Here is a 26,508-nt window from a genome sequence, read left to right as displayed (position 1 = left end):
TCCTAGAGAGTGTTTATTTAAAATAATTCTAAACTGATATTAATTCTCAGACGGCTTTTTGTCAAGCCTTTTTCGCCTCTAACTGATAACTATTTTCAATTACGCCATTTCGAGACCAAAGACCTTGTTTGCCATCTGCTAGTATTGTCCATCTCTTGTTCATTATACAAAATCCCGGTCAGCTAATGCTAGTGGACGGGCTTTTTGACGTTCGGAATTTCATTTAAGCTGCATTTAAGTTACCTCGCCTATTGTAAAGGTATCGCAAGAGCTTATGGCTTATGAGGAGTGACTTACAGATGAATCATCCAAAGAAAAGAAAATCGCGGCGAAGACTCATTATCGGCTTGACCCTATCCTTAACGATTGTCGGTACAGTCCTATATGGATTGGCGGACCGCTACTTGATCGAGCATGTTGAGGTTATCGTTCAGCCTGTGAAGGCGAGCGGGACCGCTCCTGCTTCTTCTGCTACAGCCTCGGCAGCAACAGAAGGCACATCAACAACCAATCAAGCTGGGTCGAAAAATGCAACGAGCGACGATTGGAACTACAGCAGCGATGATATGAGCATTGCAATCAAGAAAGTGGTGACAGGATCAGGCGATGACAAAGTCACCTATTATGTCGCTGATGTGCAGGCCAAGGATGCAACACATCTGCTGACGGCCTTCGCAGACAACGCATTCGGGCGCAACATTACCGAGGTTACCTCGGAGATCGCATCATCGAATAACGCGATTCTCGCGATAAACGGCGATTATTATGGCTTCCGAAATGATGGAGTCATCATTCGTAACGGCACTTTATATAGGAACGAGCCAGCCCGAGTGGGATTGGCGCTATACAGTGACGGCACGATGAAATCGTACAACGAAGAAGAAGTGTCAGCTGATGAGCTGCTTGCCGCGGGCGTCACGAATACGTTCTCGTTCGGCCCTGCACTGATTAAGGATGGCGAAGCGAGTACGGATCTCGATAATGTGAAGATTGATACGAACTTCGGTAACCGCTCGATCGACGATGCGAACCCGCGTACGGGCATTGGTATCATCTCGCCGAACCATTATGTCTTCGTTGTCGTCGATGGTCGGCAAGAAGACAGCAGAGGTGTAACACTGAATGAATTCGCTCAGCTCTTTAAGGGGCTAGGCGCAACCGAAGCCTACAATCTCGACGGCGGCGGTTCATCCACGATGTACTTTATGGGCCGCGTCGTTAACAGCCCAGGCAGCAACGGTAATGAGCGCGGTGTCAGCGATATTATCTATCTCGGTGAATAAGGAGGAAGAAGCAAATGACTGTATTGATTCCAGCGTATGAACCTGACCATCGTCTTCTTGAATTAATTGCCAATTTACAGAGGATGGATAGCAGCATGCATATCGTCGTTGTCGATGACGGCAGCGGCGAGGCTTATCGTGATCTATTTAACATAGCCTGTGCTGCCGGATGCACCGTGCTTATCCATCCGACTAATCAAGGCAAGGGGCTAGCGCTAAAGACGGGCTTCCACCATTTAATTGAAATTGGCTCAACAGAAGGCGTCGTCTGCGCAGACAGCGACGGGCAGCATCTGCCTTCTGATATTATGCGAATCATAGCTGCTGTGGACGAACATCCGAATGAGCTCATACTGGGCTGCAGATATTTTACAGGCAAGGTCCCATTCCGCAGCCGTTTCGGCAATAGCGCTACCCGAATGGTGTACACGCTGACGACCGGATGCCGCATCCAGGATACGCAGACCGGCTTGCGCGGATTCTCCGCGTCCATGCTGGATTGGCTATGCCAAATTCCCGGAGAGCGCTTCGAATATGAGATGAACATGCTGCTGGCGGTTCAGGAGGAGGGCATCCGGATGTATGAGGTGCCGATTGATACGATCTATTTGGAGCAAAATAAATCATCGCATTTCCGCCCTATCGCCGACTCGGTTAAGGTGTATGCGCCAATTGTGAAATTTTGCTCATCGTCTGTCCTCTCTGCACTGCTCGACTTTGTGCTCCTCTTCCTTCTTCAGCTCGCTACAGGCAGTCTTCTCGTATCGGTAGCCGGCGCAAGGGTAGGCAGCTCCGTCTTTAACTACTCGATGAACCGGCGATTCGTCTTTAATAAGAAGCAGAAGCCATCGGTTCTCTCATCAGCACCAAAATATTTTGCACTCGTCGTTCTCATCTTGATGTTCAATTATGGCTTCATGTACCTCTATAATGAAAGCTTGGGACTCCCCCTGATTGTAGCCAAGCTGCTTACAGAAGGAACCTTGTTCGTATTCAGCTTCTGGTCGCAGCGGCAATTCGTCTTTCAGGCGGAACGCCTTACTGGATCCTCTGCAAGCCGCATGAGAAAGCATGCCTCTTAATGCATTGTAAATCACCAGTTCGCATCTCAAGATGCGCAACTGGTGTTTTTTCTGAACCTTTGCAGCAGCTTGACTTCGCCGCAGTTGGCATACATTTGTATACATACATTCTTTGTATACGTATGTATACGAAGAAGCGAATGAGATGAATGGAGATGATGAAAATGTCGATGACAAATACGACGAGCATAATTGAAGCCATACGAACACGCCGCACAATTAAATCATTCAAGCCGGATCCGATTCGCGAGGCGGACTTAATCGCCTGGCTAGAAGCGGCAAGCTTCGCACCTAACCACCGGATGAACGAGCCTTGGGAAATTCTCTTGATCGGACCGGAGACGAGGGCGAAATTAAACCACAAGACGAACTTCGGCAATGCGCCGGTCCTACTTGCGGTTCTGTCCAAACCTGCCGCAACGCCTTTCGAGCGCGACGAGAATGTCATGGCTGTATCCTGTTTCGTTCAGAACTTCTTGCTGGGCGCCCACGAAGCAGGCGCCGGCGTGTATTGGGCTTCACTCGGCGCGCTACCTCACAATCGTGCTCTCCTTAGCGTTCAAGAAGGATACGACGTAATCGGCATCCTTGGCGTTGGATATCCCGCAGAAGAGCCGGTCGCGAGACCAAGAACTCCGATTGCCTCCAAAATGACTCATTTACCTTAATTATGATGCCCGTAGTATGCGAAAAAGCTTAGAGTCAATGCGACTCTAAGCTTTTTTGCATTTGGAGTGGACGGCTTGCCCGAGGTGGATTTATGCGCCTCTATAGCCTCGAGCGCCAGCTCGTTCATCAGACTACTTAACTCCGCATACCCTCTTGGATTGGAACACCGCCCTCCGGATTAAGCTGCACGCTAAACGAACCTCATTGGCTGAGAGTCGGGTTTCACGACTCTCACACGTGATTTCGTCTGCTGCGCCACTCGAAAGTCATGTTTCATGACTCTCAGCTGCACGCTAACCTCGTTTCCAGTGTGTATTGCTCACTGAGAGAACCTATTTGTGCTCTCAGCGTACTTTCTCCGGCTATTTTTTGCTGAGAGCACATATGTGTTCTCTCGGCAGTCTTTCAATACCTTTCGAGACCCTTTCTTACTCCGAGAGCACGTATATGTTCTCTCAGCACGATTGTCCCGTGATTTCTCACACGAGAGAACGTATATGATCTCTCAGTTGCTAGCTAACCGCCGCCATTACCGCCATCGGACCCGAGAGAGGATATTCCCTCTCTCATCACGCGATTACCGCTTTTCCGGCCCCCACGCCGCTCTCGCACCTGAGAGAGGACACATCCTCTCATCACCCGATTCACACTCCCCCACTTCCAGCGAGCCACTTTTCACTTCATAACGCTGCCGCCGCAAACAAAAAGCCATTTCCCCGAATCTCTGGGAAATGGCTTTCCTGCCTCAGGCAGCCGAATCCGTGCCTGTCGAATCACTCGTGCCGCCACTTGATGCTTCAGGCGGCGCATCTGGCGCACCTTGACCGCCTTGACTGTCTGGTCCACCCGGACCGCCTTGTCCGTCCGGTCCACCGGGACCGCCTTGTCCATCTGGTCCGCCTTGACCGCCGCGGCCGCCTCCGGGACCGCCGCCGAAGCCGCCCGAATTGGCTGTTGTTACACCGGATTCATTCACATAGGTGACTTTGTCGCCCATCTTGAATGTAACGACTTTGGTGCTGGCGCTAACCGAAGCGCTATCGTACAATCCATCAGTCGGTGTACCGCTTGCTGTACCGCCAGTCGAAATCGTGTACGACTCGCCGCTCTTCAGTTCAGGCGAAGAGATGACGATGCTCCTGAACGTCTTCGACGGCTGGAATACGGCAATGACTGCACCCGCACTATCGGTAAGCGTTACAGTCGTGCCCGCTTCCAGCGTACTCGGGAATGTCATCATGACTGCAAGCTGCGAGGATGTCTCGGATGGTGCTTGCGCCATGCCCGCACTGCCCGCTGCAATGAGCTTGCCGCCTGATTGCACGAAGTTGCCGTTAAAATCGAGCGGAGCATTATTGTTCTCCGTCGGCCCGTTCACGACTGCCGTACCGCCTGTCATGACAGCGGAGCCGTTGGAATCTAGGCCATCGCCTGCCGCATCTACATATAGGTAACCACCGCTAATAGTCAGCATGCCGTCAGTAGCGCTGAACATATCTCCGCCGCCACCGCCGGAGCTGTCATTGCCGCCGCCCACATTGACGCCGTCATCGCTTGCAGTTACATGAGTATCGCCGCCAGAAATCGTAATATCCGCGCCTTCAATTCCTTCATAGCTCTTGGTGATGTTCACCGTTCCGCCTGCAATCGAAGTGACGCCATCTGCATGCAAGCCATCATCCCCGGATGCAATTTGATAGTCGCCGCCTGCTAGCACAACATTGTCATTGCTGTGAACGGCATCATCCGCCGCGTCAATCTTGAAACTGCCGCCGGCAATCGCAACATTAACTGCGGCCTTTATTGCCTTCGCACCGGAAGCTTCCGTTTCCGCAGCAGCTGTTGCGGAATCCGTGTCTGATTTTACATTTGCACCCGAATCCGCACTTGCTTTCACACTTACACCCGTAGCCACTTTCGCATCCTTATCCTTGCCCGACTGCATCTGACCGAAGCCACCGCGCATCCGGTCGTCCTCATGCACCTTTGTGGAAGCCGCGCTGCCGCCGCCAGCTACAAGTTCAAATGTACCTTCGCCGATTAGAATGGAAGAAGCCGCCTGTATGCTGTCTTTTGCAGACTTGATGTTGAATGTCCCGCCTGCTATTGCAACATAGCCTTTGTCTTTATCATCAGCGTCATTCGTAGTCTTCATACCATCTCCGCCGGCAGCCACAGTAATCATCGAGCCATCCTTCACAGCTAGCAAGTCACGGCCGACAATACCATCATCCGCCGACTTCACTTCAAAAGTACCGCTCATGATCTTCAAATCATCCTTGCTTGTAATCCCGTCTTTCGCGCTGCCTTGAACACTCAGCTTACCCTTGCCGTTAAATGTCAGATCACCTTTGCTGTAGATTGTCGCAGTAGGCGCTTCCTCCGACGTGTCTACGTACGTGGCACCATCAACCACCTGGTTGTCTGTGCCATCCTGCAGCGTCACAATCGTCTTCTCCGCTTCTTTCACATAGATTGCAGGACCATTGTTATTCGTAATCTGCGTCCCGTTCAAAACAAGATGAACAACCGCATCCTCAGGCGCTTCCACGACTAGCTGCCCAGCCGATACTGCACCGTTCACGACATAAGTACCCGCTTCCTTGATCGTAACGACGCCGCGATCGGCGCTCGCCCCAGATCCGCTGACACTGGCACTTGCGCCGCTAAACGCAATTGCCGTCGAGCTATCCGCGCTCCAGCCAGTGAGCGCATCATTCTCGTCAAAGCCTGCGAGCTTGCTCACATCCTCGCTAGCCAACTTAATTGCTGCAGCAGACGATTCCGCCCGCTGCGCCGCCGAAGCGGAAGCTGAAGCCGTCTCAACACCAGCGTCAGCAGCTACAGCCGTGTTGGTTGTGTTAGAACTTCCGGCTATGTTCGGATCATTCGAGCTGCACCCTGCCGCCAATATCGCACTAAATAGCAATATCGAAATCATTTTTGGACTATTCAATCGTTTCATTTATAATCAACCTCTCTTAGTAGTCCTGGACAACAGGACTCATAGTAAGCGTTATATCCAGATTGCCATTACGCGTTCGAACGGCGTCGAGCAGTTCCTTCTGATTCGTATTCGGACCAAGCTTCACAGAATAAACAAGCTCATACAGACTGCCAAGCTCGGTCGTGCGTACTTTTTTCAGTTCGTATTCAACATCATGCTTCACGAAAACCTCGCCTAGCGCTTCCTCGTAGCCCAAGTTTTCCGGAATCGTCACCTTCAATGTTTTGTAAAGCTCCTTGTTCGCCCCGAACTTCAATGCATTCAGAACAAACATCAATACACATAACAGAACGATGAATAGCACAGCATAACCGTAAGCGCCTACGCCGCAAGCGAGTCCTGCCGCCATTGAGAACAACACGTACGAGATATCCTTGGAATCCCCTGGCGCACTGCGGAACCGAATAATCGAGAATGCCCCGGCAAGACTGAAGGCGCGGGCAATATTGCTGCCGATCAGCATAATGATAATGGCAACAATTACCGGTAATATCATCATCGTAAGCGTGAAGCTGGGGGAGTACGTACGCTGGGTCTTCATATAGGTGAAACTAATAATGCCTCCAAGCAGGATCGCGATCGCAAAAGATAAGATCGCATCGGCAAAGGTTAGCTCCGCTCCTGCGGTTGTGGAGAATAGTGATTCGATCATATGAGAATTAGCTCCTTTTGGATTGATTGGTCGTTCATTATGCTTGCACTCGTTACCGCATCCGCTTTCGCGCCGCGAATCGACTTTTTATATTCGTTGCCATATTTCGAGAAGCTGGTCCGGTACATCTGAAGCTCAGACAACAGCTTAGACAGCCATACTGGAATCGTCTTCTCCGCCTTCACTTCCATGAGCCACTGGCCTTCCTCCATCAACTGATCACCGTAGTCGCCTGCCTCCAGCTGCAAATCATAGCGCCGCGAGCGGATATTCGTATCGAACGTAATTCGCAAGCCCCGATTCCCTCTACAGAACATCGCGATTCGGTCATAAGCCAGATACATCATGGGCTGCAGCTCGTATCTTGATAAGAAGTACTCGATCTCCTGAATAACCTGCCGATTCATCCCTTCCCGATACGCCGGCGCTTGCCCGGTCCGAACGAAGTCATACGCCTCACTCAGCGTAAGCGATGTCCGCCGTTTATTGACGAGACCGAACACTTTCTTTTTCAACTCCAGGTATACTTTCGCATCCGCTTCCGGCACGCCGTATGCTCGAACACGCAGCTTCTCCCTGTACTTCGTCTTTGATAAACTCGTTCGAATGAGCGAATGATGCTCGGTGTCATAATACAGATTACTAATGGAATAGTACTGATCGTTCTTGTTGTACGCGTCCAGCTCCATATGAGCCATCAATCGGTTATAAAGGTTCTTGAAGGTGCTCGTATCCATCAAGTACTTGTTCTCGTATCGGTTAAATACTTCAATCGCCATTTGCCCTAAGCTCCCTTCCTGTTCCTCTTTGGCGTTTCCGCCGCCTTTCCATGTCTGTAGCTTAAAGCGCGAACCTTTAACGAAACTTAAATTGTTAAGGCGGTGTAAACATTTTTCTGCAGCATGGCCATTGGAACATGAACAGCAAGCCATCTATAATAACTTAAGGTAGATTAAAGGTTTCTTATTTAAGGTAGAAGCATGACTTAAGGAGGAGGTGGGAGCTATGCGGATCCTTATAGTAGAAGACGAGGTTAATCTCGCGGAGGCGCTCACGCAGATATTAATGAAGGAGAATTATGCGGTTGATGTCGCTCATGACGGTCTTGAGGGACTCGATCATGCGCTGAGCGGCATTCACGATTTAATATTGCTGGATATTATGCTTCCTGGCATGGATGGAATAACGCTGCTCAAGTCGCTTCGAAAGCAAGGAAATCCGGTGCCGGTTATCCTGCTGACGGCAAAAGGCGAGGAGCCTGATAAAATTGCCGGGCTCGATTACGGAGCGGACGATTATGTGGCCAAGCCCTTCTCGACCGGTGAACTGCTCGCACGAATGCGTGCTGCGCTAAGGCGCAAAGGCGAGGTGGTGCCGGAGGACGGCCCCCGATTCGGTGACATCGAGCTGAATCCGGGGCATCTGAAGCTCACCTGCAAAGGCAAAGAATTGAAGATTATATTGAAAGAAAGCCAGCTGCTCGAGCTGATGATGACGAGAAAACAATCGGTAACGTCTAAGGAGCAAATTATCGAGAAGCTGTGGGGCTTTGACTCAGAGGCGGAGCACAATAACGTGGAGGTTTACATCTCGTTTCTGCGGAAAAAGCTTGCTTTTCTCCATTCATCGGTTCGGATCAACACGATTCGCGGCGTCGGGTATGTGCTTGAGGAGGCGACTTCATAATGTTTAACAAGCTTCGCAACCGATTCCTGCTTATGAACATGATCATTATCTCGTTCATTATGCTCGCTGCCTTCGGAACCATCTATGCGTTCACGTACCGTAATGTACAGAACGATATCCATATGGATATCAGGCGCATGGCCGATGTTGGCAAAATGAACGGCGGTGGTCCTAAGGATGATCATCCTAAAATGGACGGTAATTTTCCGAAGGATTTTCATGAGCCATCCCTCTCCTTCTCCATCCGAACGGATAAGGGTTGGAACATTACGCACAAGGAATCTCGCTTCGAGCTGGATAGCGACCTCTATACGACTGCCGTGAAGAAAGCAGAGGCAGATCCTGCCGAGTTCGGCCAGTTTACGACAGCCGGCAGCCGCTGGGCATATACCGTAGCGAGTGTACCTTCTGGCTATGTGATTTACTATATGGATGTCACGCCGCAGCACAGCATTCTCACGACCCTGACTTATACATTCTCCTTAGTAGCTGTTGTTATGCTTGGTGTTATCTATCTCGCTAGCCGTTACTTCGCTGGACGCTCGATCGCTCCGGTCAAGGAGGCTTTCGAGAAGCAGAAGCGGTTTATCGCCGATGCTTCCCACGAGCTGAAGACCCCACTGGCTGTCATCAATACGAACGCAGATGTGCTGCTTGCCAATGGCGAAGATACGATCAACACGCAGGTAAAGTGGCTGCATCATATCAAATCGGAGACCGAACGGATGAAGACGCTCACGAATGATCTGCTCTATCTGACTCAGATGGATGATGCCAGGGAGCGTATGATTCAGGTGCCTTTCGACTTCAGCGAAGCGGTGGAAAGCGTCATTCTCACGATGGAAGCCGTCATATTCGAGAAGGAGCTTAACTTGGATTACGACATTGAGCCGAACCTGTCCGTTACAGGCAATTGTGAACAGATGAAGCAAGTCGTCATGATCCTGCTTGATAATGCGATCAAATACTCGAACCCGAACGGCTCCATTCAGCTTGCACTCAAACGACATCAAGGTCATATCCAGCTATCCATGACCAACACCGGTCCCGGCATTCCTGCCGATCAGATCGACAAAATCTTCGATCGCTTCTACCGAGGAGACGCCTCTCGCACCCGCAAGAACGGCAGCTACGGCCTTGGCCTCGCCATCGCAAAGTCCATCGTCGAGCATCACCGGGGCAAAATTCATGCGAAGAGCATGCAGGGCGAGAAAACCACATTCTATGTGCAACTTGGCTAACTACACAAATAAAGGCGGATCCCCTTCAAACAAGGAGACCCGCCTATTTTTAGCTTGAATAAGATTTGATTTATTTAGATATAGTCGATAAGTTCTGTGTTCGTTTCAACAAGCTGTTCACTTTCTCAGCGCTCAGCAGCATGATGACAAGGAATGCAACTACAATGAATGGGAAAATCGTGATGTTCGTCTGTGAAGCAATAAAGCCGAATAGCGGCGGGAGCAATGTGATTCCCGTATACGCGGCGGCCATCTGGTATCCGATTAGCTTGGCAGCACTCTCTCGTCCGAAACGCGCTGGCGTTTCATGAAGCAAGCCGGGATAGATCGGAGCAAGCCCAAGCCCAATTAGAACGAGCCCTACCAAGAAGAGCTGCGGCAGAGGAAGAAACAGCATAAGGCCGCCTGCAATGGCAACCATCTGTCCGCACCGGATCAGTACCCGATTGTGGATCTTCATCGTAATGAAACCGGTAATTAACCTGCCAACTGTAATTCCGCCAAAATATATCGAGACCCAGCCAGCAGCTGACTCGGCGGTCATATCCCTCGCACCGACAAGATAGCTAGCGCCCCATAACCCTACCGTAGCTTCAACGCCACAATAGAAGAAGAAGGCAATCAACGTCTGTTTGACCCCTTTTATCCGAAGCACACCTGCTTTGGAGCTGCTGCCTGCCACTGGCAGAACGTGAGCGGATTCCGAGGATTCCTCACCACCGTCGTCACCTAGCTGCGAACCCTTGCTCTTGCTGCCTAGGCGCTGCGCCTCCCTAATCTTCGCGACTCGTTTCCATAACGGGAGCGTAACGAGCAACAGGAAGGCAAGTGAGAACTGGATGATCGATACCGCTGTGTAGCCATTTCTCCAGGAGTTATGCTCTGCAATATAATAGCTCATAATAATCGGTCCCATCGTTGCTCCCACGCCCCAGAAGCAGTGCAGCCAGGACATGTGATGGGCCTTATAGTTCTCCGCTACATAATGATTCAGTGCCGCATCAATAGCGCCTGCGCCAAGTCCCAGTGGAATGGCCAGCAAGATGAACCAAATTAGCGAAGGTGCTACGGAGAAACCAAGCAGCGCTCCTGCGGTCAGGCAGCAGCTGACAAGTGTAAGTCTTCCCGTCCCCATACGCTGAACCAAGCTCCCGCATGCAAGACTGGATACGATTGTCCCACCAGCGACAACCATCGACAAGACTCCCGCGAAGCCAAATGTTGCGCCAAGGTCAGGCCGCATGACAGGCCACGCCGATCCAAGCAGCGAGTCCGGAATTCCAAGGCTAATAAACGCTAAATAGATCAATACGAGAAAAATAGTTGCCATCGTCAAGCTCCCCCCTAGCAACATTCCGTAATCATGAGATTAAGCGCCAGATGCTGCAAGCCGGACAAGTAATCCTGCCTCCAGTTGCTCATCAAGAGCGTTGGCAAATGCTTTTGTGGAATATATGCAACGCTTCGTTCTGCGATTCTTGCCAGCAGCTCTTCATCTACCTCATCATCGTTAAAGATAACTGCCCGGGGGTTGAGGATAGCGCCCAATGTGGCGATTAAGCGGGCGACGGCATCAATCTGATTGTCCCCGGAAAGTACAATTCGGCGATGAGGCTCATCCCCCTGCAGCGCTTGCAGGAAATTATGGCTATCGTACTGCGGGACGAGTGAGATCTCACCGGAGAAGAACGTGCTCCCACGCACGACATCGCCATTAATCATGATTCCAGAACCCGGTCCGTATTGTCCGAAGTACAAATACACAAGCGACTCGTTCTCAAGCTCGAAGTTCGACGCATACCCCAGCACCGAAGCATTCATATCGTTCTCTACGACGAACGGGATTTGGAATCTGGCCTCGAATTCCTCTTTCAAATCATAATCCTGGTACTGCTTATACGGCGGTATATAGATAATTCTGCCATTATCTACAGCGCCGGGTACACCGATCGCGACCGAACGCAGCCTTGGGTATTTCTCGATCAAATCTTCAATCAGGCTAGCGAGCAGCTCCGTATCCTCCTGCAGCACGCTTGGATTCGTTCCTTGTTCGATAATGTCTCCGACACAGTTAAATATCGAGTATTTGGTCTCATCCTTCTCGACGAAGACTGCTAACCCAAGCATATACTCGGTATCATAGGAATACCGTCTTGCCCTTCTGCCTCCGCTGGAATCATCGTCTCCTGAATAACGGATTTCTCCGTCCTTCTCCATCTGTGCGATGAACTTGCTAATTGTCGGGAAGCTGATTCCAAGCCGCTGACTGAGCTCTGCTTTCGTGGCGCTTCCCAGCATGATGAGTCCTGCGCGTATCCGATAAATCAAACGTTCTTTTGGCGTCTTAAGCTCATTCGTCATCACGGTCAACCCCCCTCTATATCCATATGTATCTACTTTTTAAAATCGTTTAATAAGTCCTGATCATCTTATCAAAAGTCACAGATCAGAGCAATACCAATAATTAAGACTAGGCTAACGCGAGACATTTGATTACTATTAGAACCTACATGTTAGTCATAGAAAGGTGAGTTTACGAGCTATGCTGCATATCAACAAGTGGATCCAATTACCGGTCATTCCCTTTATTATCTTACTTAGTATCGCGCTAACGACTTATCCTCATCCTACATCTGCGGGAGCTGCCAGCGCACTTCCCTATGACGATATTCGCCCTAATTATGCGCAAGCTGCCATTATAAACATGACGAAGAACCACATCATGAACGGAATGGGAAGCCGTCAATTTGCACCGCTCAAACCGATTACAAGGGCGGAATTCATAACGATGATTGATCGGCTGCTCGGTGTAAAGCCTGTTGCCAGCCCTCTTCCTGCCTTTGCGGATGTGCCGAAGACCGCTTGGTACTATGAATGGATACAGTCTGCTGTACAACTGAACATCGCGAAAGGAACTACCGCTGTACTGTTCGAGCCTAGCCGATCTGTAACTCGCGAGGAAGCTGCCGTCATAATGGCGCGTGCCTTGAAGCAGACTTTAGACTCCTCGCAGAACATGCCGGATAAGCTGTTTCTGGATCAGGACCAGATCAGTGCTTGGGCGAAGTCCTCCGTCTATCAGCTGTCTCGAATCGGCCTGATTGCGGGCAATGAGGGTCACTTCTTGCCGCAGGACCTCATTACAAGACAGGAAGCCGCCGTGCTGCTGAACCGAGCATGGACGCATAGCGGGTGGACAGCGCAATTGCAGGCTTCGCAGCCGTCACGCATTCAACTAGGCTGGCAATACGGCCAAACAACTAAGCAATTTGAACAGCAGGTTGCGAAGTCGGAAGTAAATACATTATCCTCGCTTTGGTTCTATTTAAGTAAGGCAGGTAGCATCGAGGATCATATGGACGCTTCTCTCTTGACTTGGTCCCATGAACAAGGGAAGTCCGTGTGGGCGATGGTCGGCAATCACTCGGATCAAGTCGCAACACATACGATGTTAGCGAGCCAGTCTCAGCGACAAGCATTCGTAAGTCAACTGGCAACCCGTGTCCGGATAAATGGCATTGATGGATTAAATATTGATTTCGAGAACATGCTACCGGAGGATCGAGATTCCTTCACTGCTTTTATAAAGGCGCTGCATGATGAATTGAAGGCTATTCCAGCCGTACTGTCCGTCAACGTCTCGCCTGATAGCGGCACGGATTGGACAGACGTGTTCGATTATGCTGCTTTGGCGAAGCAATCCGATTATATCGTTCTGATGGGCTATGACGAGCATTGGGGCGGTCATCCTGAGGGAGGATCGGTCTCTTCACTGCCCTGGGTGCGCAAAGGGCTAGAAACACTGCTGATGAAAGCACCTGCGAATAAAGTGATCCTCGCTCTGCCGCTGTATACGCGCAGCTGGGCCATGAATGGCGATGGCACCATTAAATCGCATGATATTAGCCTCGTTCAGCAGAACCAGCTTGTATTGGCGAAGAACGTCATGCTGCAGTGGGACGATCAGCTGAGCCAATATTACGGAGGATATTATGATTCTGGCGTGCCTAATCGAATGTGGCTGGAGGATGGACGTTCTTTATCCCAAAAAATAAGCCTGGGCGAAATGCACGGCATTGCAGGATACGGTTATTGGTATATGGGCGGAGAGAGTAACGATGTCTGGACTAGTGTGCATAATGCAATTCGGTTTAGCACTTATCGCTTTTCTTAATGAATATCAAGAATGACTTCTTGAAATAAGGTTCGATGGTTTCGAATTGCAAGAAAGGTGACTTCCTCCGAAGTCACCTTTTTCATATGCCTCATCCCTTTATTCATTCAAATAAGTCGTGATCCGATTCTGTATCAGCTTGGCTACGTCATCAGCCGATTTCTGCCCCGCGAAGAATGCTTTAACTTCTTCTGCAATGATTTTCTGAACTGTCGTTTCATAGCCCATATTTCTTAAGCTGGCTTCGGACAGCATGTCCCGGAGAGCATCAAGATTCTCATCTGTTATTTTGATCACTGCACCTCCACCTTTAGCAGCTACATTCTTATCAATTCCATTCGCCTTTACATCCTCGATCGCCTTTTCATTCACCGCTTTATTCATCGAGAAGCCTGAAGCTCCCGCATACTTCGGATAAGATTGCATCTCTTCAGACAGCAGAAACTTCATAAACTCCCAAGCATCCCTTTTAACCTCCGAATTTGCGTTCATGGCGATTTGATTCGTCAGAAGAAACGAAATGCCTGATTTCTGATCTGCAGCATGCGGCTTCTGATAGAGCTTTCCATTCTCAAAATACATGCCGGCCCGCAGAAGATAATCGCTTGGGGACGTAATCAATGAATAGTAGAAGTCGCTTTCTTTAAAATCAACGAAATCAGCGCTTATTACCTTATCGTCGTACATTTTCTTAACTTGTGTCAGCAGTTCAGTGAAAAAAGGTGTGTCGAACGATGCCTTACCGTTTGCTCCATCGATTAATCGAGCATAATTGTCAGAAACCAAGTTATTGACCATAATCTCAGGAGCCCAAAGTCCCATGGCATAGGGATGTCCCTTCTTACCTGCTAGTTGCTTGCTAATATCGGCGAACTGGCTCCACGTCCAGTTTTTATCGTCAATTGTGACGCCAGCTTTTTGGATCTCGTCAGCATTGCCAAACATCGCTTCCAAGTAGTACTCGATAGGCATTATGTAGAGTCCGCCGTTCATCTTCGAGCCTTCCATAATGTTCATCTGATACTGCTGTTGATTGAATTCAGCATCCCGCTTTATCCAATCATCCACGTTCTCGAACGCACCATGTTTAACGTACTTATCGATGGGTAATTCGACAGTCGTAAACGCGAACAAATCCGCTCCTTTACCTGATAACACCTCGGTAGTCGTCGATTTGATATACTTCTCGACTTCGGAAGCACTCATCATGGCGCCTGAAGTAAATTCTTTGAATTGAATCGTTGTATTCGGATGCAGCGCTTCGTATTTTTCTTTTGCAAGCTTGTAGAAAGGGGTTACGCCCAGAATGGATACGACAATCGTTTTGGGCTTATCGTCTAGCGGTTCCAACCCCTGTGGAGTTGCGTCAGCTTCAGTATTTGCTGCGGCGATTGATTCATCATTTGTATTTTTTTGTGGTTCTTGCGTGTCGGATTGCGATGATTTCCCAGTAGCGCCAATATTGCCATTGCTATTGTCGTTTCCATTACATGCTGTTAGGCAAATGAGCATTAAACAGCTCAACATGAGGATCAGTACTTTTTTCATATTCATTCCTTCTTTCTGATTAGATGATTATTATTTCGTCATGACCCGAACACGCTCTCCGTCCATCAAAGCTGGTTCGCTGCTTTCCAGGATAATCGGCGCATCCGGGAATATTCCTTGCAGCACCACCGTATCGGAGTCGTTGGAATCGCCTGTTTTGACCGGCATCTTGCGAACATGGCTTGTATCCCCGAGCGGACCTTTACGCTCCTCGATGACGTAAACATACGTTTCTTGGCCTTGCTTATGAATTGCGCTGCTCGGAACCAGGATTCCGCCGCCCGTGCCCGCTGAATCAAACCGAAGGTCAAGATGCGCTTGTTCGCCTCCTCGGAGGGATGCATCTCGCACTTTAATGACGATGTTGATTTGGGATTCCTTGTTCTCGATTCCTGAAATGATCCCCTCCATCGTTGTCGCGCTTTCCGCTTGACTAACCTGGACGTCCAGCTTCTGGCCAATCCGCAGATGCTCGCTAATGGCGGCTGGCACCTGTACGGCCACTTGATATCCGTTAGATGAGGAAGTGATTTGAACATCGGGACCGGCACCGGCTGAGGCCATCCCAACCACAGCACCCACCATCGTCACAATACCTTCGAACGGCGCTTTCAGCTCTCGATTGCTGACCAAATCAGCCTTCATGCTGTTCAGATTCCGCTGCTGCATCTCCATTGTCAGATGCGCACTCTTAAGATCCCGCTTCGCACTGCGCAATTGAATATCATCACCGCTAGATGCGGCTTCAACATATCGGTCTTGCAAGCCTTGAATGGACAAGGACTGCTGCTCCAGCTGCGCTTTTGCATCCAGATAGCGGTTCTCGGCTTCATCGCTTTCGTAAACGACAAGCGTCTGCCCCTTATGAACGACATCTCCTGCTTTGACTTTGACACTCTGGATGGCCCAACCTGCCTTGTTCGATAACGCTGCTTCCGTAATCGGCTCCAGTACCCCGCTTCCGGTATAGCTCTGAACGAGCGCCCCTTGTCGCCCGATGGTTGTCCACACCTTCGTTAAAGTCAGCGATTGCAGCGTGTTGCTGTATAAAGTGAATACGATCAATCCACTAACAAACAGAGCAGCAATCAATCGAAACCTCTTCTTCTTACCAGTGACTGCGTGCTCGATATCTTGCCTTCCCAATTGGTTAACCTCCTACCCTTTGATGCCGGACATTTGAACGCCCTCGATAAAATAAGACTCCGCATATATAAATAACAGCACCATCGGAAGCATGTAGAAAACAGATGCTGCAAAGCCTACGCCTCTCGCCTCTTGCTGGACGACGGAAAGATAGACAGACAGCGGCTGTTTGAAGTCGTCCTCCAGAAAAATAAGCGGCTGCTCCACCATATTCCAATAATCGACGAACAAGAGAACGACGAGCGCCGCAAAGCCTGGTTTGATAAGCGGGATGATGATTTGATGAAAGATGCGAAAATGTCCGGCTCCATCCATATAAGCAGCTTCAACGTAAGCGTTCGGAATCGACAGCATGAATTGCCGTAGCATGAACACGCCGAATGCGCCGAAGATACCAGGTAGAATGATGGCACTCGCACTGTTAAGCAGCCCTAGCTTATCCGCAATGATATAGTTCGGTACCAGCGTCACTTGAAACGGCATTAACATGGCGATCAAGTAAACGAAGAACATTCGGTCTCGCCCCCGAAAGCGGAGCTTGGCAAAGGCATAAGCCGCAAGTGCGCCGACGATGACCTGCCCCGCGATGATGAGCGCAACCATATAGACCGAATTCCAGAACAGGTTCAAATAGATTGGCGTCGCGATCAACACTTTGTAGTACTGGTCCAACGATACCCAGTCAGGTATAAGCTTTAAGTTGACGAATGCATCCTTGCCGCTCATTGCTGCGTTCGTCATTTGCCCGATCAAATCATAATTCGATCCGACCTCCTGTTCCGTCATAAGCGAATTAGTGAAGGAAACAATAATCGGCAGCAGCATCAGCGTCGCAAGGAGGGCAAGAACGAACGTGATCGCTCCTTTCGTAAGGGCAACTTTCAACTTCAATCCTCCTCCACCTTTAGTCCAAGTCTTTCGTAAAGCGACGTTCTAGTGCAAACATTCCGGACACCAGCACTAGCAGGCATACCACCATGACTGAAGCGGCGGACGTCAGCTTCTGGATATCAAGCGCCAAGAACATATTGTTCATGTAATGCTGCAGCATATAAATGCTGTCGTGGGGATAATCCCCCGCGATCAAATACGTTTCCCTGAATATCCGAAACGAGCTAATGAGCCCCATCAAGACAACGAAAAACAAGGTCGGCGTCAAATAAACGAGCGTAATGCGGATTAACTTATGGAATGAGCTTGCACCTTCAAGGTCAGCCGTCTCGTAATAATCCTTCGGGATATTCTGCAAGCCGGCTAAGAACAAGATGAGGTTGTACCCCATGTTCTTCCAGGCATAGACGACAGATAGTACGCCTCTCGCCCATTCCGACTTCATCCAATCGATCCGCGACAGGTTGAATTCGTGAAGCCAGCTATTCACAGCTCCGTTCCAGTCGAACAGCACTTGCCAGATGAGAACGACTGAAGCGACAGGCACGACAAGCGGCAATACGTAAGCGGTTCTGAGCCAATTGCGGAAGTAGATGCTTTGATTCAATAACAAGGCTAACAATAAGGATATTGCGATCGTGATTGGAACGCTGACTGAAGTAAACAGAAACGTATTCTTGGCTGCTTTCCGGAAAGAATCACTCGCCAGCAGTTCCTTATAATTAGCAAATCCGACGAATGAGCCATCATTCGGTCGATCCATAAAGGAGTACCATACACCCATCGCAAATGGAATCAAGTAGAAGACTAAGAATCCGAACGCGCTGGGGGCAAGAAACCAGATGGCAACGACGCTGTGTCGCCGCATGATTTTACGTAACATGGCCTGTCTCTCTCCCTTCACCTGTTAACGAAGGCTGTTGACAACGCCGCTTGCGATGGCCGTCGATACTTGATCTTGAAACGACTGGGACTGCATTCTTGTTTCTTCGTTCTTATTGGAAATGTAACCGAGCTCCAGCAGAACAGCCGGCTTCGCATTCTCGCGGATCACATGATAGTCGCCGAACCTTACGCCTCTATCCTTCGTATTCATATCCTGTTTGAATATTTGGTCATGTATCTTCTCTGCGATCTCCTGATCCTGCGGCTTGTTAAAGTACGTCGTCATCCCATACACATCGCCGGTTTGATAAGCATCGAAGTGGATGCTAATGAATAAGTCTGCGTTCTCCGTTTGCGCTACAGCCGTTCTTTCTTTCAGCGAGATTGTCGTATCGGCATCGCGCGTCATCACCACGGTCGCGCCTTCCTGGACCAGCTTCTCTCTCACATTTAGCGCTGTACGCAGCGTAACGTCTTTCTCGTACGTTCCTCTGCCGCCGGTCGAACCGACATCCTTGCCGCCATGGCCGGGATCGAGAACGATCGTTTTGCCTCTCAACGGCAAATTCATCACTTTACTCGACCCTATTGTTGTTGTTGTTGACTTACTAACACTTGACTTCGCTTTCGTTGCTCCTTCGGTTTGAATTTGGAAGAGACCCGCTGACAATATGACTCCGACAATTGCTATGGCTAAATATCTAGTAGTAGTTTTCATAGGTACATCATAACGACAGCCGGTTAAGACGAAATGGAGCAGAAATGAAGATGAAATAAAGATTTCAAAGGTGAAACTTATAAATTCTTGAATTTCAATATAATAAAAACCGCATGTCGATCAGGCGAAATTCACCTTCAAGACATGCGGCAACGAGGACAGCATTCGATATTAACTTTGTTTATTCAAGCAGAAGAAGAAAGCAACGCCATCCTTCGTATTGGCTGCTCCATACCTTGCTCCATGCAGCTCCAGTATATTCTTGGAGATGGCAAGTCCGAGCCCCGTGCCGCCATCGGATCGCTGCCTCGCCGTATCGCCCCGATAGAAGCGATCCCACACTTTATCAAGCTGCTCCTCAGGGATTCGTGCACCTTTGTTCTCGACGCAGACGACGACATGGTTCGCCTCATCGGTCGTCGAAATAACGATTTCTTGCCCTTCCGGCGTGTATCGGATCGCATTCGTCATGAAATTCGTAATCACCTGTTCAATCCGATGTTGGTTGGCAACGACAAGAGCAGGAACGAGCTGAATGCTTACCCGCAATTGTTTCGCCGCGATTTCATGCGCCAGCTGCTCACAGACGGACTCGATCAACTTATCAACGAAGAACGCATCCATCTGCATCCTGTACGTACCGGATTCGTATTTCGCGAGCTCCAGCATGTCGACAATGAGATGGTCCATCTTATCGACTTCTTTCTCCATCGCTTCGAAGTAATGGTCTTTCTTATGCGCGGCTACACCGTCCTTGAGGATCGATATGCAGCTCTTCATAACGCTCAGCGGCGTCTTCAACTCATGGGATACACCGGAGATGAACTCTTTCCTCGTCGTCTCGAGCTGCTTCTCTCTCGCGATATCCTCCTGCAGCTTGCCGATATACGAATGCAGTGTAGCGGATAACTGGTTGATATTGCGCGACAAATCTCCGATCTCGTCCTTAGACTTTATCGGAATCGTCTCCGAGAAATCGAGATTCGCTATTTTCTTCGTCGTTTGATTGATGCGCAGCAGCGGCCTTGCGATCTTCATGGAGAAGTACAGCGCCGCAATTAGAATGAGCACAATGACAAATACGATGATATAGACATAGTAGTCCTTCATCATTTGTACCGCTTCGTCTACCGGCTGGAGCGATGCCATGGCGAAGATATAGTTGGTCGTACCATTGTCGTAATGAACCGGCTGGATGAACAGCTTGTATTTTACGTTATTTTGCTCATAATCCTGAATGACAAGTGAATCCGTAAGCTGGAGTTCCTCGAATAATAGCTTCTCTTGAAATGCATTGATTTGTTCCAAGAAGAGCTTATTGGAATAGATAAAGTCTGACGAACCTCCGCCATTTGGAAGTCGGACGTCTGTGACAACTCCAAATAGATTCACCAATGACGTTTGATCTGATTCAAGTGGCTTCCTTTTTTCCATAGAGCCAGCTTTCTCACTGCCCTTGTAAAATTTACGCTTGAATAGCTCATTGGCATACAACAATTCCCCGGACGGATGCTGCACCACAATGGGAGTCAGTATGGAATTGCTTTTTACCCCAGTAACAATTAATTGCTCTCCAATTGCAATTAACGCTTGTCCCGAAGCAGCCTCCTCCATGTTCATAAGCTGATAGAGGGGGACTTTAGTTCGCTCCTTTTCTTCTGCTTTTGTCAAAGCCTTGAGCATACGGATTTCCAGGTAGAAGTCGTTGACATCCTTAAGATTGCCGTTGTGATCCAAGCCTGTAATCGTTACATTGTTATTCCTATAGAAATCTTGCTCAAGCGATTGGATGGCAAGCGAATTCCCCCCAGCATCCATGTAGGCCGTCTTGAACGCCTCCATCTTCGCTTGCAAGTCGCTCACTTTGCGATTCGCATAATAGTCTTTGAAGAAATAAGTTTGGCCGAAATAAACGACTGCTAAGATGAGCATGCACAACGTAGTCGTCAGTATAAACAATTTGACCACAATGGAGCTTCTCATGCATGAGCCTCGAACTTATAGCCTGTCCGTACAATCGTGACAATCATCGTGGCTTTATCGCCAAGCTTCGTACGCAGGTTACGGATATGCGTGTTCACTGTGCGGTCATCCCCCGCATACTCATAACCCCAAATCTTGGTAATCAGCTGCTCGCGCGTAATGACGATACCCTGATTCTCCATAAGGTAAGTGAGGATTTCGAATTCGGTATGAGTGAAGTTAACTAAAGTCCCGTCAATCATAACCGTCCGCGATGGAAAATGAACCTTAATACCACGCACTTCTATGGAATCGTCCGGCTTAGCCGGCTTGCCATTCTTGCTGCGGCTTTCAAGCAGGCGCTTCGCCCTTGCGAGTAGAACAGGCGGACTATACGGTTTCGTCACATAGTCGTCTGCGCCAAGCTCAAACCCAAGCAGCGTGTCGTCTTCATCGACGCGGGCAGTGAGCATGATGATCGGGACGTCAGAGGATTTGCGAATACGGCGGCATACCGACCATCCGTCCAATTCCGGCAGCATAATATCCAGCACGATCAGATCGACTTCATGTTCTTGAAACAACAACAGCGCCGCCTTCCCGTCTGCTGCCTCCAGCACTTTATAGCCTTCGCTCAGAAAGTAATCCTTGCTTATTTCACGCAATATTTCCTCATCTTCGACAATTAATATCGTTTTCATTGGGCTGCTCCCATTTCGTGGATGTAAAATTAGTTTATCCAACCATTTCTCATTATACTGGAAGCAGATCAAGAACAAATCCAGATCAGATGAAGATAAAATGAAGAAGCAGGCAAGCTCTGGCCATCATATGCAAAAGAGCGGCACTGAACCCTTAATGAGAAAAAACCATCTTAATATATGATTGGCGGAAAACAGGCTCGGGTGAGGTGAAGAGAGCGGAATATCGGGGGATTGAGGTAAAGAGAGTCCTCCAGGGATACAAATTGGTGGATAACCAGCGGATTGAGCGAATGTAGTTGGTTTGCTGGACTTCATTGGCGGAAATCCGGCGGAGTGAGCGAATGTAGCTGGTTTGCTGGACTTCATTGGCGGAAATCCGGCGGATTGAGCGAATGTAGCTGGTTTGCTGGACTTCATTGGCGGAAAACCAGCGGATTGAGCGAATGTAGCTGGTTTACTGGACTTCATTGGCGGAAAACCAGCGGATTGAGCGAATGTAGCTGGTTTGCTGGACTTCATTGGCGGAGATCCGGCGGATTGAGCGAATGTAGCTGGTTTGCTGGACTTCTCGCTAATAAGGATACTCACTAGCACTACATCAGCGAGATTTCACCGAACAGAGTCAAAGAAGGGTACTAGGTACCCTACATTGGAGGAAATCAAGGAGGTTGGGCCAAAGAAGGGTACTAGGTACCCTACATTGGAGGAAATCAGGGAGGTTGGGCCAAAGAAGGGTATTAGGTACCCTACATTGGAGGAAATCAGGGAGTTTGAGTAAAAGTAGGGTACCAGGTACCCTTCTTTTGTGAGCAACCTGCGAACATAAATCAAAGAGGGGTACACGAAGTACCCCTCTGCTGTAGAGCCCGCCTATTTTTCCGATTGCGCCCAAGAAGCTTGGCTCTCCAATCGGCTTCTATCATCACAACAAAACGTCTACACTCTCCAAGCCGACTGGCTCAAACGGAGCTGATTAGGGAAGCTGAACCGGTCCGTACGCTCGTCAATAACAACCGCTTCAATGCCGAACATCTCAGCAAAATCAATCATTTGCTCCATGGAAACCTCATACGAGAATCCGGTATGATGTGCTCCGCCGGCCAAAATCCACGCCTCGACACCTTCTTTCAGATTCGGCAGCACTTGCCACAGTACACGCGCGACAGGCAGCTGCGGCATCTCCTCCGCCACCTCAACCGCATTCACTTTATTGACGAGCAAGCGGAAACGATGCCCAAGATCGACGATGCTTGCGTTGATCGCCGCACCGCTTCGGCCGTTGAATACCATGCGTGCCGGATCTGCCTTGCCGCCGATTCCTAGCGGATGGACCTCAATACGCGGCTTCCCGTCCGCAATTGTCGGACAAATCTCCAACATATGCGCGCCAAGAACCAGTTCATTGCCCGGCTCCAGATGATACGTATAATCCTCCATGAATGAAGTGCCTTTGCCATCAGCCATAATTTTCATCAGCCGAACGAGAGCAGAAGTCTTCCAATCCCCTTCGCCGCCAAACCCGTAACCATCTGCCATCAATCGCTGCACCGCAAGACCCGGCAATTGCGTAAGGCCATGCAAGTCCTCGAAGGTTGTCGTAAACGCCGTGAAGCCGCCCTCTTCGAGGAAGCTCCGCATGCCAAGCTCAAGCCGCGCCTGATACGCAATCGAATGCTGTTTCTCCTCGGTATCCGCTACCAAGGTGTACAGCTCCTTGTACTCGGCTACGAGCTGATCAACCGCTTCTTGCGGTACCGCATTTACACGCTGCACCAGATCGCCAACGCCATACGTGTTGACCGACCAGCCAAAACGAATTTCCGCCTCTACTTTATCGCCTTCCGTTACCGCAACCTGCCGCATATTGTCGCCGAAACGAGCGACTTTAAGCGTCTTGCTCTCGCAGAATGCGACGGATGTCCGCTGCCAGCTGCCAATCTGCGCGCGAACCGCTGCATCTTCCCAATGGCCGAACACCACTTTACGGGAACGTCCCATACGCGTGCCAATAAAACCGTGCTCCCGATCGCCATGGGCTGCTTGATTCGTGTTCATGAAATCCATGTCGATTGTGCTCCACGGGATTTCCCGGTTATACTGCGTCGCGAAATGCAAATGCGGCTTGTTCAGCTGCGACAATCCGCCGATCCACATTTTCGATGGGGAGAACGTATGCATCCACGTGATGACTCCCGCACAATGCTCATCGCTATTCGCCTGAATCAACGTAGTTCGAATATCTTCAGGAGTAGTCAGAAGCGCCTTGAACACAATCTTATAGGAGAGGGATGCGTCCACATTCAGCCCCTCTACCATTTCCTTGGAATGGGCTTCTACTTCTTGCAGCGTTTCAACACCATACAGGTGCTGGCTCCCCGTCAAAAACCAAAACTCATAAGGCTTTACGTTCAACATCGTACATACCCCTTTCGGCTTCTAATTTTCGATTAATGAGTGCTCGTCAAACAACTTGTACATACATGTCGTTAATTCGTTAATTAAAGTGCTCCACTGCCGCTCTTTCGATCGCAAGTCCCTTCGTGTAACGCTCCATAAACGCCTCAAAACCTGCTACATCCTTCGGATCAGGCGAGATTGTCGCACCTGCTTTTCCAGCAAATGCGCGCTCTTTCAAGTACACTTCTAACGTTTCATCATCTGACTTGTTCAGCATGTAAGATGCGAGCAGAGCAATACCCCAAGCCCCGCCTTCTCCCGCTGTTTCCATAACGGAGACTGGAGTGTTAAGAGCAGCCGCCATAATCCGTTGTCCCACGCCAGCGGTTTTAAACAAGCCTCCGTGACCTAGAATCTCATCCAGCTTCACATTCTCCTGCTTGAGCAAAATATCCATGCCGATCTTAAGCGCACCCAGTGCCGTAAATAAATGAACACGCATGAAATTCGCCAAGTTGAAATTGCTATCCGACGAGCGCACGAATAGAGGCCGTCCTTCTTCAAAATGGGTCATATGCTCTCCGGAGAGATAACCGTAAGCAAGTAATCCGCCGCAATCCGCATCCCCTTCTAATGCCAGGTTGTACAAAGTGCCGTACAGCTTATCTGACTGAACGTCCATCCCCATCGCTCGCGCAAATTGGCCGAACAAGCCAACCCATTCATTCAAATCCGACGAGCAGTTGTTGGAATGCGCCATCGCGACAAGGCTTCCCGAAGGTGTCGTAACAAGGTCAATCTCGCTATAGGCTTTGGACAATTCTTTCTCAAGCACAATCATTGCAAAAACAGACGTGCCCGCTGAGACATTACCTGTGCGCTGCTCTACACTATTGGTGGCAACCATCCCTGTACCTGCATCGCCCTCAGGCGGACAAAGTGGGATACCTGCTTGCAGCTTACCACTCACATCAAGAAGCTTCGCCCCTTCTTCAGTGAGGGTACCGGCACCATCGCCAGCTACGAGCACGGTCGGAACAATATTTTCAAGCCGCCAAGGAAGGTTCTCTGAAGCAACCAGGTCATTAAACTGACTCACCATCGTTTCATGATAGCTCTTCGTCTGAATGTCGATCGGGAATACGCCGGATGCTTCGCCAACACCGAGCACCTTTTGACCGGTCAGCTTCCAGTGGATGTATCCTGCAAGTGTAGTCATGAAATGAATGTCCGTTACATGCTCTTCTTGATTCAGAACGGATTGATAGAGATGAGCAATACTCCAGCGCTGTGGAATACTAAACTTAAACGTCTCACTCAGCACTTCCGAAGCCTGCTGCGTAATATTGTTTCGCCACGTACGGAACGGAGTGAGCAGTTCGCCCGCTTCGTCAAAAGCCATATAGCCATGCATCATGCCGCTGAACCCGATAGCTCCGACGGTCTGTAAAGTGACTCCGTATTTCTCCTTCACATCGTTTGCCATTTTGGAATAGCTGTCTTGTAAGCCCTTCCAAATATCTTCTAAGCTATATGTCCAGATCTGATTGACATAGCTATTCTCCCAATCATGGCTGCCGGATGCTATCGTTTCGTGGTCGCTGCCTATTAGCACCGCTTTAATCCGGGTTGAACCAAATTCAATGCCAAGTACGGTATTACCGCTTCTGATCGCTTCTGTCACTCCGAGACTCATTAGAATACCTCCATAGCGTATGATTATATAATGATGAACTTCCTTCTACCTACTTCGTCTGACCGTAATAAGCCCCTGCACCATGCTTCCGTAAAAAGTGTTTGTCCAGCAATGCCTGATCCATCGGACCGATCCCCGGGTTGAGCGCAAAAGTATGCAGCGCCATCTTGGCGACTTCCTCGAGCACAACCGCATTATGTACGGCCTCATGAGGGTCCTTGCCCCAATTGAACGGCGCATGGCTGTTCACAAGCACGCTTGGCACCTGCGATGGATCACGATCCTTGAACGTCTCGACGATGACGTTACCGGTTTCCAGCTCATAGCCGTTCTCGATTTCCTCGCGAGTCATCGGACGAGTCACCGGAATCTCGCCATAGAAATAATCGGCATGCGTCGTACCGAGCGCCGGAATCGGCCTTCCCGCTTGCGCCCAGCTTGTCGCCCATGGCGAGTGGGTATGTACGATACCGCCGATCTGTGCGAAGGCTTTATAGAGGACAAGATGTGTCGGCGTATCCGAGGACGGCTTCAGTTCCCCTTCCACCTTCTTCCCCTCAAGATCGACGACGACAAGATCGCTAAGCTTCAGCTTCGCGTAAGGCACTCCGCTTGGCTTAATGACGACCAAGCCTCTTTCCCTGTCGATACCGCTGACATTGCCCCAAGTAAATGTAACGAGATTGTACTTCGGCAAATCCAGATTGGCCTCCAGCACTTCTTGCTTTAACCGTTCCAGCACAAGGTTCATCCTCTCGTCTAGCTTT

21 protein-coding genes are annotated in these 26,508 nt (G+C 49.6%); 6 read left to right on the top strand and 15 right to left on the bottom strand.

Features of this window, described 5'->3' with window-relative positions; translation table 11 throughout:
* The first annotated feature begins 299 nt into the window (after nt 1-299).
* From BMY11_RS00725 to BMY11_RS00715, 3 genes are all read left to right on the top strand, one after another.
* Nucleotides 300-1,283 carry a phosphodiester glycosidase family protein gene (locus BMY11_RS00725; RefSeq protein ID WP_090572558.1) on the top strand — a complete coding sequence of 328 codons (984 nt, stop codon included), beginning with the start codon at nt 300-302 and terminating at the stop codon, nt 1,281-1,283.
* A 14-nt stretch (nt 1,284-1,297) separates the two neighbouring features.
* Nucleotides 1,298-2,365, top strand: coding sequence for a bifunctional glycosyltransferase family 2/GtrA family protein (locus BMY11_RS00720; RefSeq protein WP_090572557.1), 1,068 nt, complete (start codon nt 1,298-1,300; stop codon nt 2,363-2,365).
* 170 nt (nt 2,366-2,535) lie between these two features.
* The gene (locus tag BMY11_RS00715; RefSeq protein WP_090573472.1) at nt 2,536-3,033 is read left to right on the top strand and encodes a nitroreductase family protein; all 498 of its coding nucleotides are present in this window, start codon (nt 2,536-2,538) and stop codon (nt 3,031-3,033) included.
* Between the two features lie 746 nt (nt 3,034-3,779).
* Here BMY11_RS00715 and BMY11_RS00710 read toward each other — a convergent pair.
* From BMY11_RS00710 to BMY11_RS00700, 3 genes are read right to left on the bottom strand one after another with little or no spacing between them, the layout of a single operon-like run.
* Nucleotides 3,780-5,999, bottom strand: a complete 2,220-nt coding sequence (locus tag BMY11_RS00710) for a carbohydrate-binding domain-containing protein (RefSeq protein ID WP_090572556.1) — start codon at nt 5,997-5,999, stop codon at nt 3,780-3,782.
* Nucleotides 6,000-6,015: 16 nt separating this feature from the next.
* Nucleotides 6,016-6,693, bottom strand: a complete 678-nt coding sequence (locus BMY11_RS00705; RefSeq protein WP_090572555.1) for a DUF4956 domain-containing protein — start codon at nt 6,691-6,693, stop codon at nt 6,016-6,018.
* Complete coding sequence (locus BMY11_RS00700) at nt 6,690-7,472, bottom strand: polyphosphate polymerase domain-containing protein (RefSeq protein WP_090572554.1); 783 nt, start codon at nt 7,470-7,472, stop codon at nt 6,690-6,692. Before BMY11_RS00700 ends, BMY11_RS00705 begins: the two co-directional genes overlap by 4 nt.
* 226 nt (nt 7,473-7,698) lie before the next feature.
* On the opposite strand from BMY11_RS00700, the gene BMY11_RS00695 reads away from it, so the two are divergent.
* A complete protein-coding gene (locus BMY11_RS00695) occupies nt 7,699-8,379 on the top strand; it encodes a response regulator transcription factor (protein ID WP_090572553.1) in 681 nt (226 codons plus the stop codon).
* Entirely contained in the window at nt 8,379-9,620 is a 1,242-nt protein-coding gene (locus BMY11_RS00690) for a sensor histidine kinase (protein ID WP_090572552.1), read from the top strand. Before BMY11_RS00695 ends, BMY11_RS00690 begins: the two co-directional genes overlap by 1 nt.
* 70 nt (nt 9,621-9,690) lie before the next feature.
* On the opposite strand, the gene BMY11_RS00685 is transcribed toward BMY11_RS00690, so the two are convergent.
* Together BMY11_RS00685 and BMY11_RS00680 are read right to left on the bottom strand one after the other, a co-directional pair.
* Complete coding sequence (locus BMY11_RS00685) at nt 9,691-10,950, bottom strand: MFS transporter (RefSeq protein ID WP_090572551.1); 1,260 nt, start codon at nt 10,948-10,950, stop codon at nt 9,691-9,693.
* 14 nt (nt 10,951-10,964) lie between these two features.
* The gene (locus BMY11_RS00680; protein ID WP_090572550.1) at nt 10,965-11,981 is read right to left on the bottom strand and encodes an ROK family transcriptional regulator; all 1,017 of its coding nucleotides are present in this window, start codon (nt 11,979-11,981) and stop codon (nt 10,965-10,967) included.
* A gap of 181 nt (nt 11,982-12,162) precedes the next feature.
* On the opposite strand from BMY11_RS00680, the gene BMY11_RS00675 reads away from it, so the two are divergent.
* Entirely contained in the window at nt 12,163-13,794 is a 1,632-nt protein-coding gene (locus tag BMY11_RS00675) for an S-layer homology domain-containing protein (protein WP_090572549.1), read from the top strand.
* A 99-nt stretch (nt 13,795-13,893) separates the two neighbouring features.
* On the opposite strand, the gene BMY11_RS00670 is transcribed toward BMY11_RS00675, so the two are convergent.
* From BMY11_RS00670 to araD, 10 genes are all read right to left on the bottom strand, one after another.
* Nucleotides 13,894-15,342: an ABC transporter substrate-binding protein gene (locus tag BMY11_RS00670; protein ID WP_177182433.1), complete on the bottom strand. Its 1,449-nt coding sequence runs from the start codon at nt 15,340-15,342 to the stop codon at nt 13,894-13,896.
* Nucleotides 15,343-15,372: 30 nt separating this feature from the next.
* Nucleotides 15,373-16,488, bottom strand: coding sequence for an efflux RND transporter periplasmic adaptor subunit (locus tag BMY11_RS00665; protein ID WP_090572547.1), 1,116 nt, complete (start codon nt 16,486-16,488; stop codon nt 15,373-15,375).
* 12 nt (nt 16,489-16,500) lie between these two features.
* Entirely contained in the window at nt 16,501-17,313 is an 813-nt protein-coding gene (locus tag BMY11_RS00660; RefSeq protein WP_090573471.1) for a carbohydrate ABC transporter permease, read from the bottom strand.
* A gap of 79 nt (nt 17,314-17,392) precedes the next feature.
* On the bottom strand, nt 17,393-18,262 hold the full coding sequence (locus BMY11_RS00655; protein WP_256217251.1) for a carbohydrate ABC transporter permease: 870 nt from the start codon (nt 18,260-18,262) through the stop codon (nt 17,393-17,395).
* Between the two features lie 24 nt (nt 18,263-18,286).
* Nucleotides 18,287-18,835, bottom strand: a complete 549-nt coding sequence (locus BMY11_RS00650) for an N-acetylmuramoyl-L-alanine amidase family protein (protein ID WP_090572546.1) — start codon at nt 18,833-18,835, stop codon at nt 18,287-18,289.
* A 318-nt stretch (nt 18,836-19,153) separates the two neighbouring features.
* Nucleotides 19,154-20,965: a sensor histidine kinase gene (locus BMY11_RS00645; protein WP_090572545.1), complete on the bottom strand. Its 1,812-nt coding sequence runs from the start codon at nt 20,963-20,965 to the stop codon at nt 19,154-19,156.
* Entirely contained in the window at nt 20,962-21,645 is a 684-nt protein-coding gene (locus BMY11_RS00640) for a response regulator transcription factor (protein ID WP_090572544.1), read from the bottom strand. The genes BMY11_RS00645 and BMY11_RS00640 overlap by 4 nt, the downstream gene beginning before the upstream one ends.
* 939 nt (nt 21,646-22,584) lie before the next feature.
* Nucleotides 22,585-24,063, bottom strand: a complete 1,479-nt coding sequence (araA, locus tag BMY11_RS00635; RefSeq protein WP_090572543.1) for an L-arabinose isomerase — start codon at nt 24,061-24,063, stop codon at nt 22,585-22,587.
* Between the two features lie 79 nt (nt 24,064-24,142).
* Nucleotides 24,143-25,741, bottom strand: a complete 1,599-nt coding sequence (locus tag BMY11_RS00630; protein ID WP_090572542.1) for a xylulokinase — start codon at nt 25,739-25,741, stop codon at nt 24,143-24,145.
* Between the two features lie 49 nt (nt 25,742-25,790).
* Nucleotides 25,791-26,483, bottom strand: coding sequence for an L-ribulose-5-phosphate 4-epimerase (gene araD, locus BMY11_RS00625; protein WP_090573469.1), 693 nt, complete (start codon nt 26,481-26,483; stop codon nt 25,791-25,793).
* Nucleotides 26,484-26,508 lie beyond the last annotated feature (25 nt).

The organism is Paenibacillus sp. OV219 (assembly GCF_900110075.1).
GTDB lineage: Bacteria > Bacillota > Bacilli > Paenibacillales > Paenibacillaceae > Paenibacillus_Z.
The sequence above is the reverse complement of the archived record's forward strand: the minus strand, read 5'-3'. Positions and strand labels throughout refer to the sequence as shown.

Excerpts from the sequence above, each read along its gene's own strand:
- BMY11_RS00725 (WP_090572558.1), top strand. The coding sequence starts at position 300 with ATGAATCATCCAAAGAAAAGAAAATCGCGGCGAAGACTCATTATCGGC.
- BMY11_RS00720 (WP_090572557.1), top strand. The coding sequence starts at position 1,298 with ATGACTGTATTGATTCCAGCGTATGAACCTGACCATCGTCTTCTTGAA.
- BMY11_RS00715 (WP_090573472.1), top strand. The coding sequence starts at position 2,536 with ATGACAAATACGACGAGCATAATTGAAGCCATACGAACACGCCGCACA.
- BMY11_RS00710 (WP_090572556.1), bottom strand. The coding sequence starts at position 5,999 with ATGAAACGATTGAATAGTCCAAAAATGATTTCGATATTGCTATTTAGT.
- BMY11_RS00705 (WP_090572555.1), bottom strand. The coding sequence starts at position 6,693 with ATGATCGAATCACTATTCTCCACAACCGCAGGAGCGGAGCTAACCTTT.
- BMY11_RS00700 (WP_090572554.1), bottom strand. The coding sequence starts at position 7,472 with ATGGCGATTGAAGTATTTAACCGATACGAGAACAAGTACTTGATGGAT.
- BMY11_RS00695 (WP_090572553.1), top strand. The coding sequence starts at position 7,699 with ATGCGGATCCTTATAGTAGAAGACGAGGTTAATCTCGCGGAGGCGCTC.
- BMY11_RS00690 (WP_090572552.1), top strand. The coding sequence starts at position 8,379 with ATGTTTAACAAGCTTCGCAACCGATTCCTGCTTATGAACATGATCATT.
- BMY11_RS00685 (WP_090572551.1), bottom strand. The coding sequence starts at position 10,950 with ATGGCAACTATTTTTCTCGTATTGATCTATTTAGCGTTTATTAGCCTT.
- BMY11_RS00680 (WP_090572550.1), bottom strand. The coding sequence starts at position 11,981 with ATGACGAATGAGCTTAAGACGCCAAAAGAACGTTTGATTTATCGGATA.
- BMY11_RS00675 (WP_090572549.1), top strand. The coding sequence starts at position 12,163 with ATGCTGCATATCAACAAGTGGATCCAATTACCGGTCATTCCCTTTATT.
- BMY11_RS00670 (WP_177182433.1), bottom strand. The coding sequence starts at position 15,342 with ATGAAAAAAGTACTGATCCTCATGTTGAGCTGTTTAATGCTCATTTGC.
- BMY11_RS00660 (WP_090573471.1), bottom strand. The coding sequence starts at position 17,313 with ATGCTGCTGCCGATTATTGTTTCCTTCACTAATTCGCTTATGACGGAA.
- BMY11_RS00655 (WP_256217251.1), bottom strand. The coding sequence starts at position 18,262 with ATGTTACGTAAAATCATGCGGCGACACAGCGTCGTTGCCATCTGGTTT.
- BMY11_RS00650 (WP_090572546.1), bottom strand. The coding sequence starts at position 18,835 with ATGAATTTGCCGTTGAGAGGCAAAACGATCGTTCTCGATCCCGGCCAT.
- BMY11_RS00645 (WP_090572545.1), bottom strand. The coding sequence starts at position 20,965 with ATGAGAAGCTCCATTGTGGTCAAATTGTTTATACTGACGACTACGTTG.
- BMY11_RS00640 (WP_090572544.1), bottom strand. The coding sequence starts at position 21,645 with ATGAAAACGATATTAATTGTCGAAGATGAGGAAATATTGCGTGAAATA.
- araA (WP_090572543.1), bottom strand. The coding sequence starts at position 24,063 with ATGTTGAACGTAAAGCCTTATGAGTTTTGGTTTTTGACGGGGAGCCAG.
- BMY11_RS00630 (WP_090572542.1), bottom strand. The coding sequence starts at position 25,741 with ATGAGTCTCGGAGTGACAGAAGCGATCAGAAGCGGTAATACCGTACTT.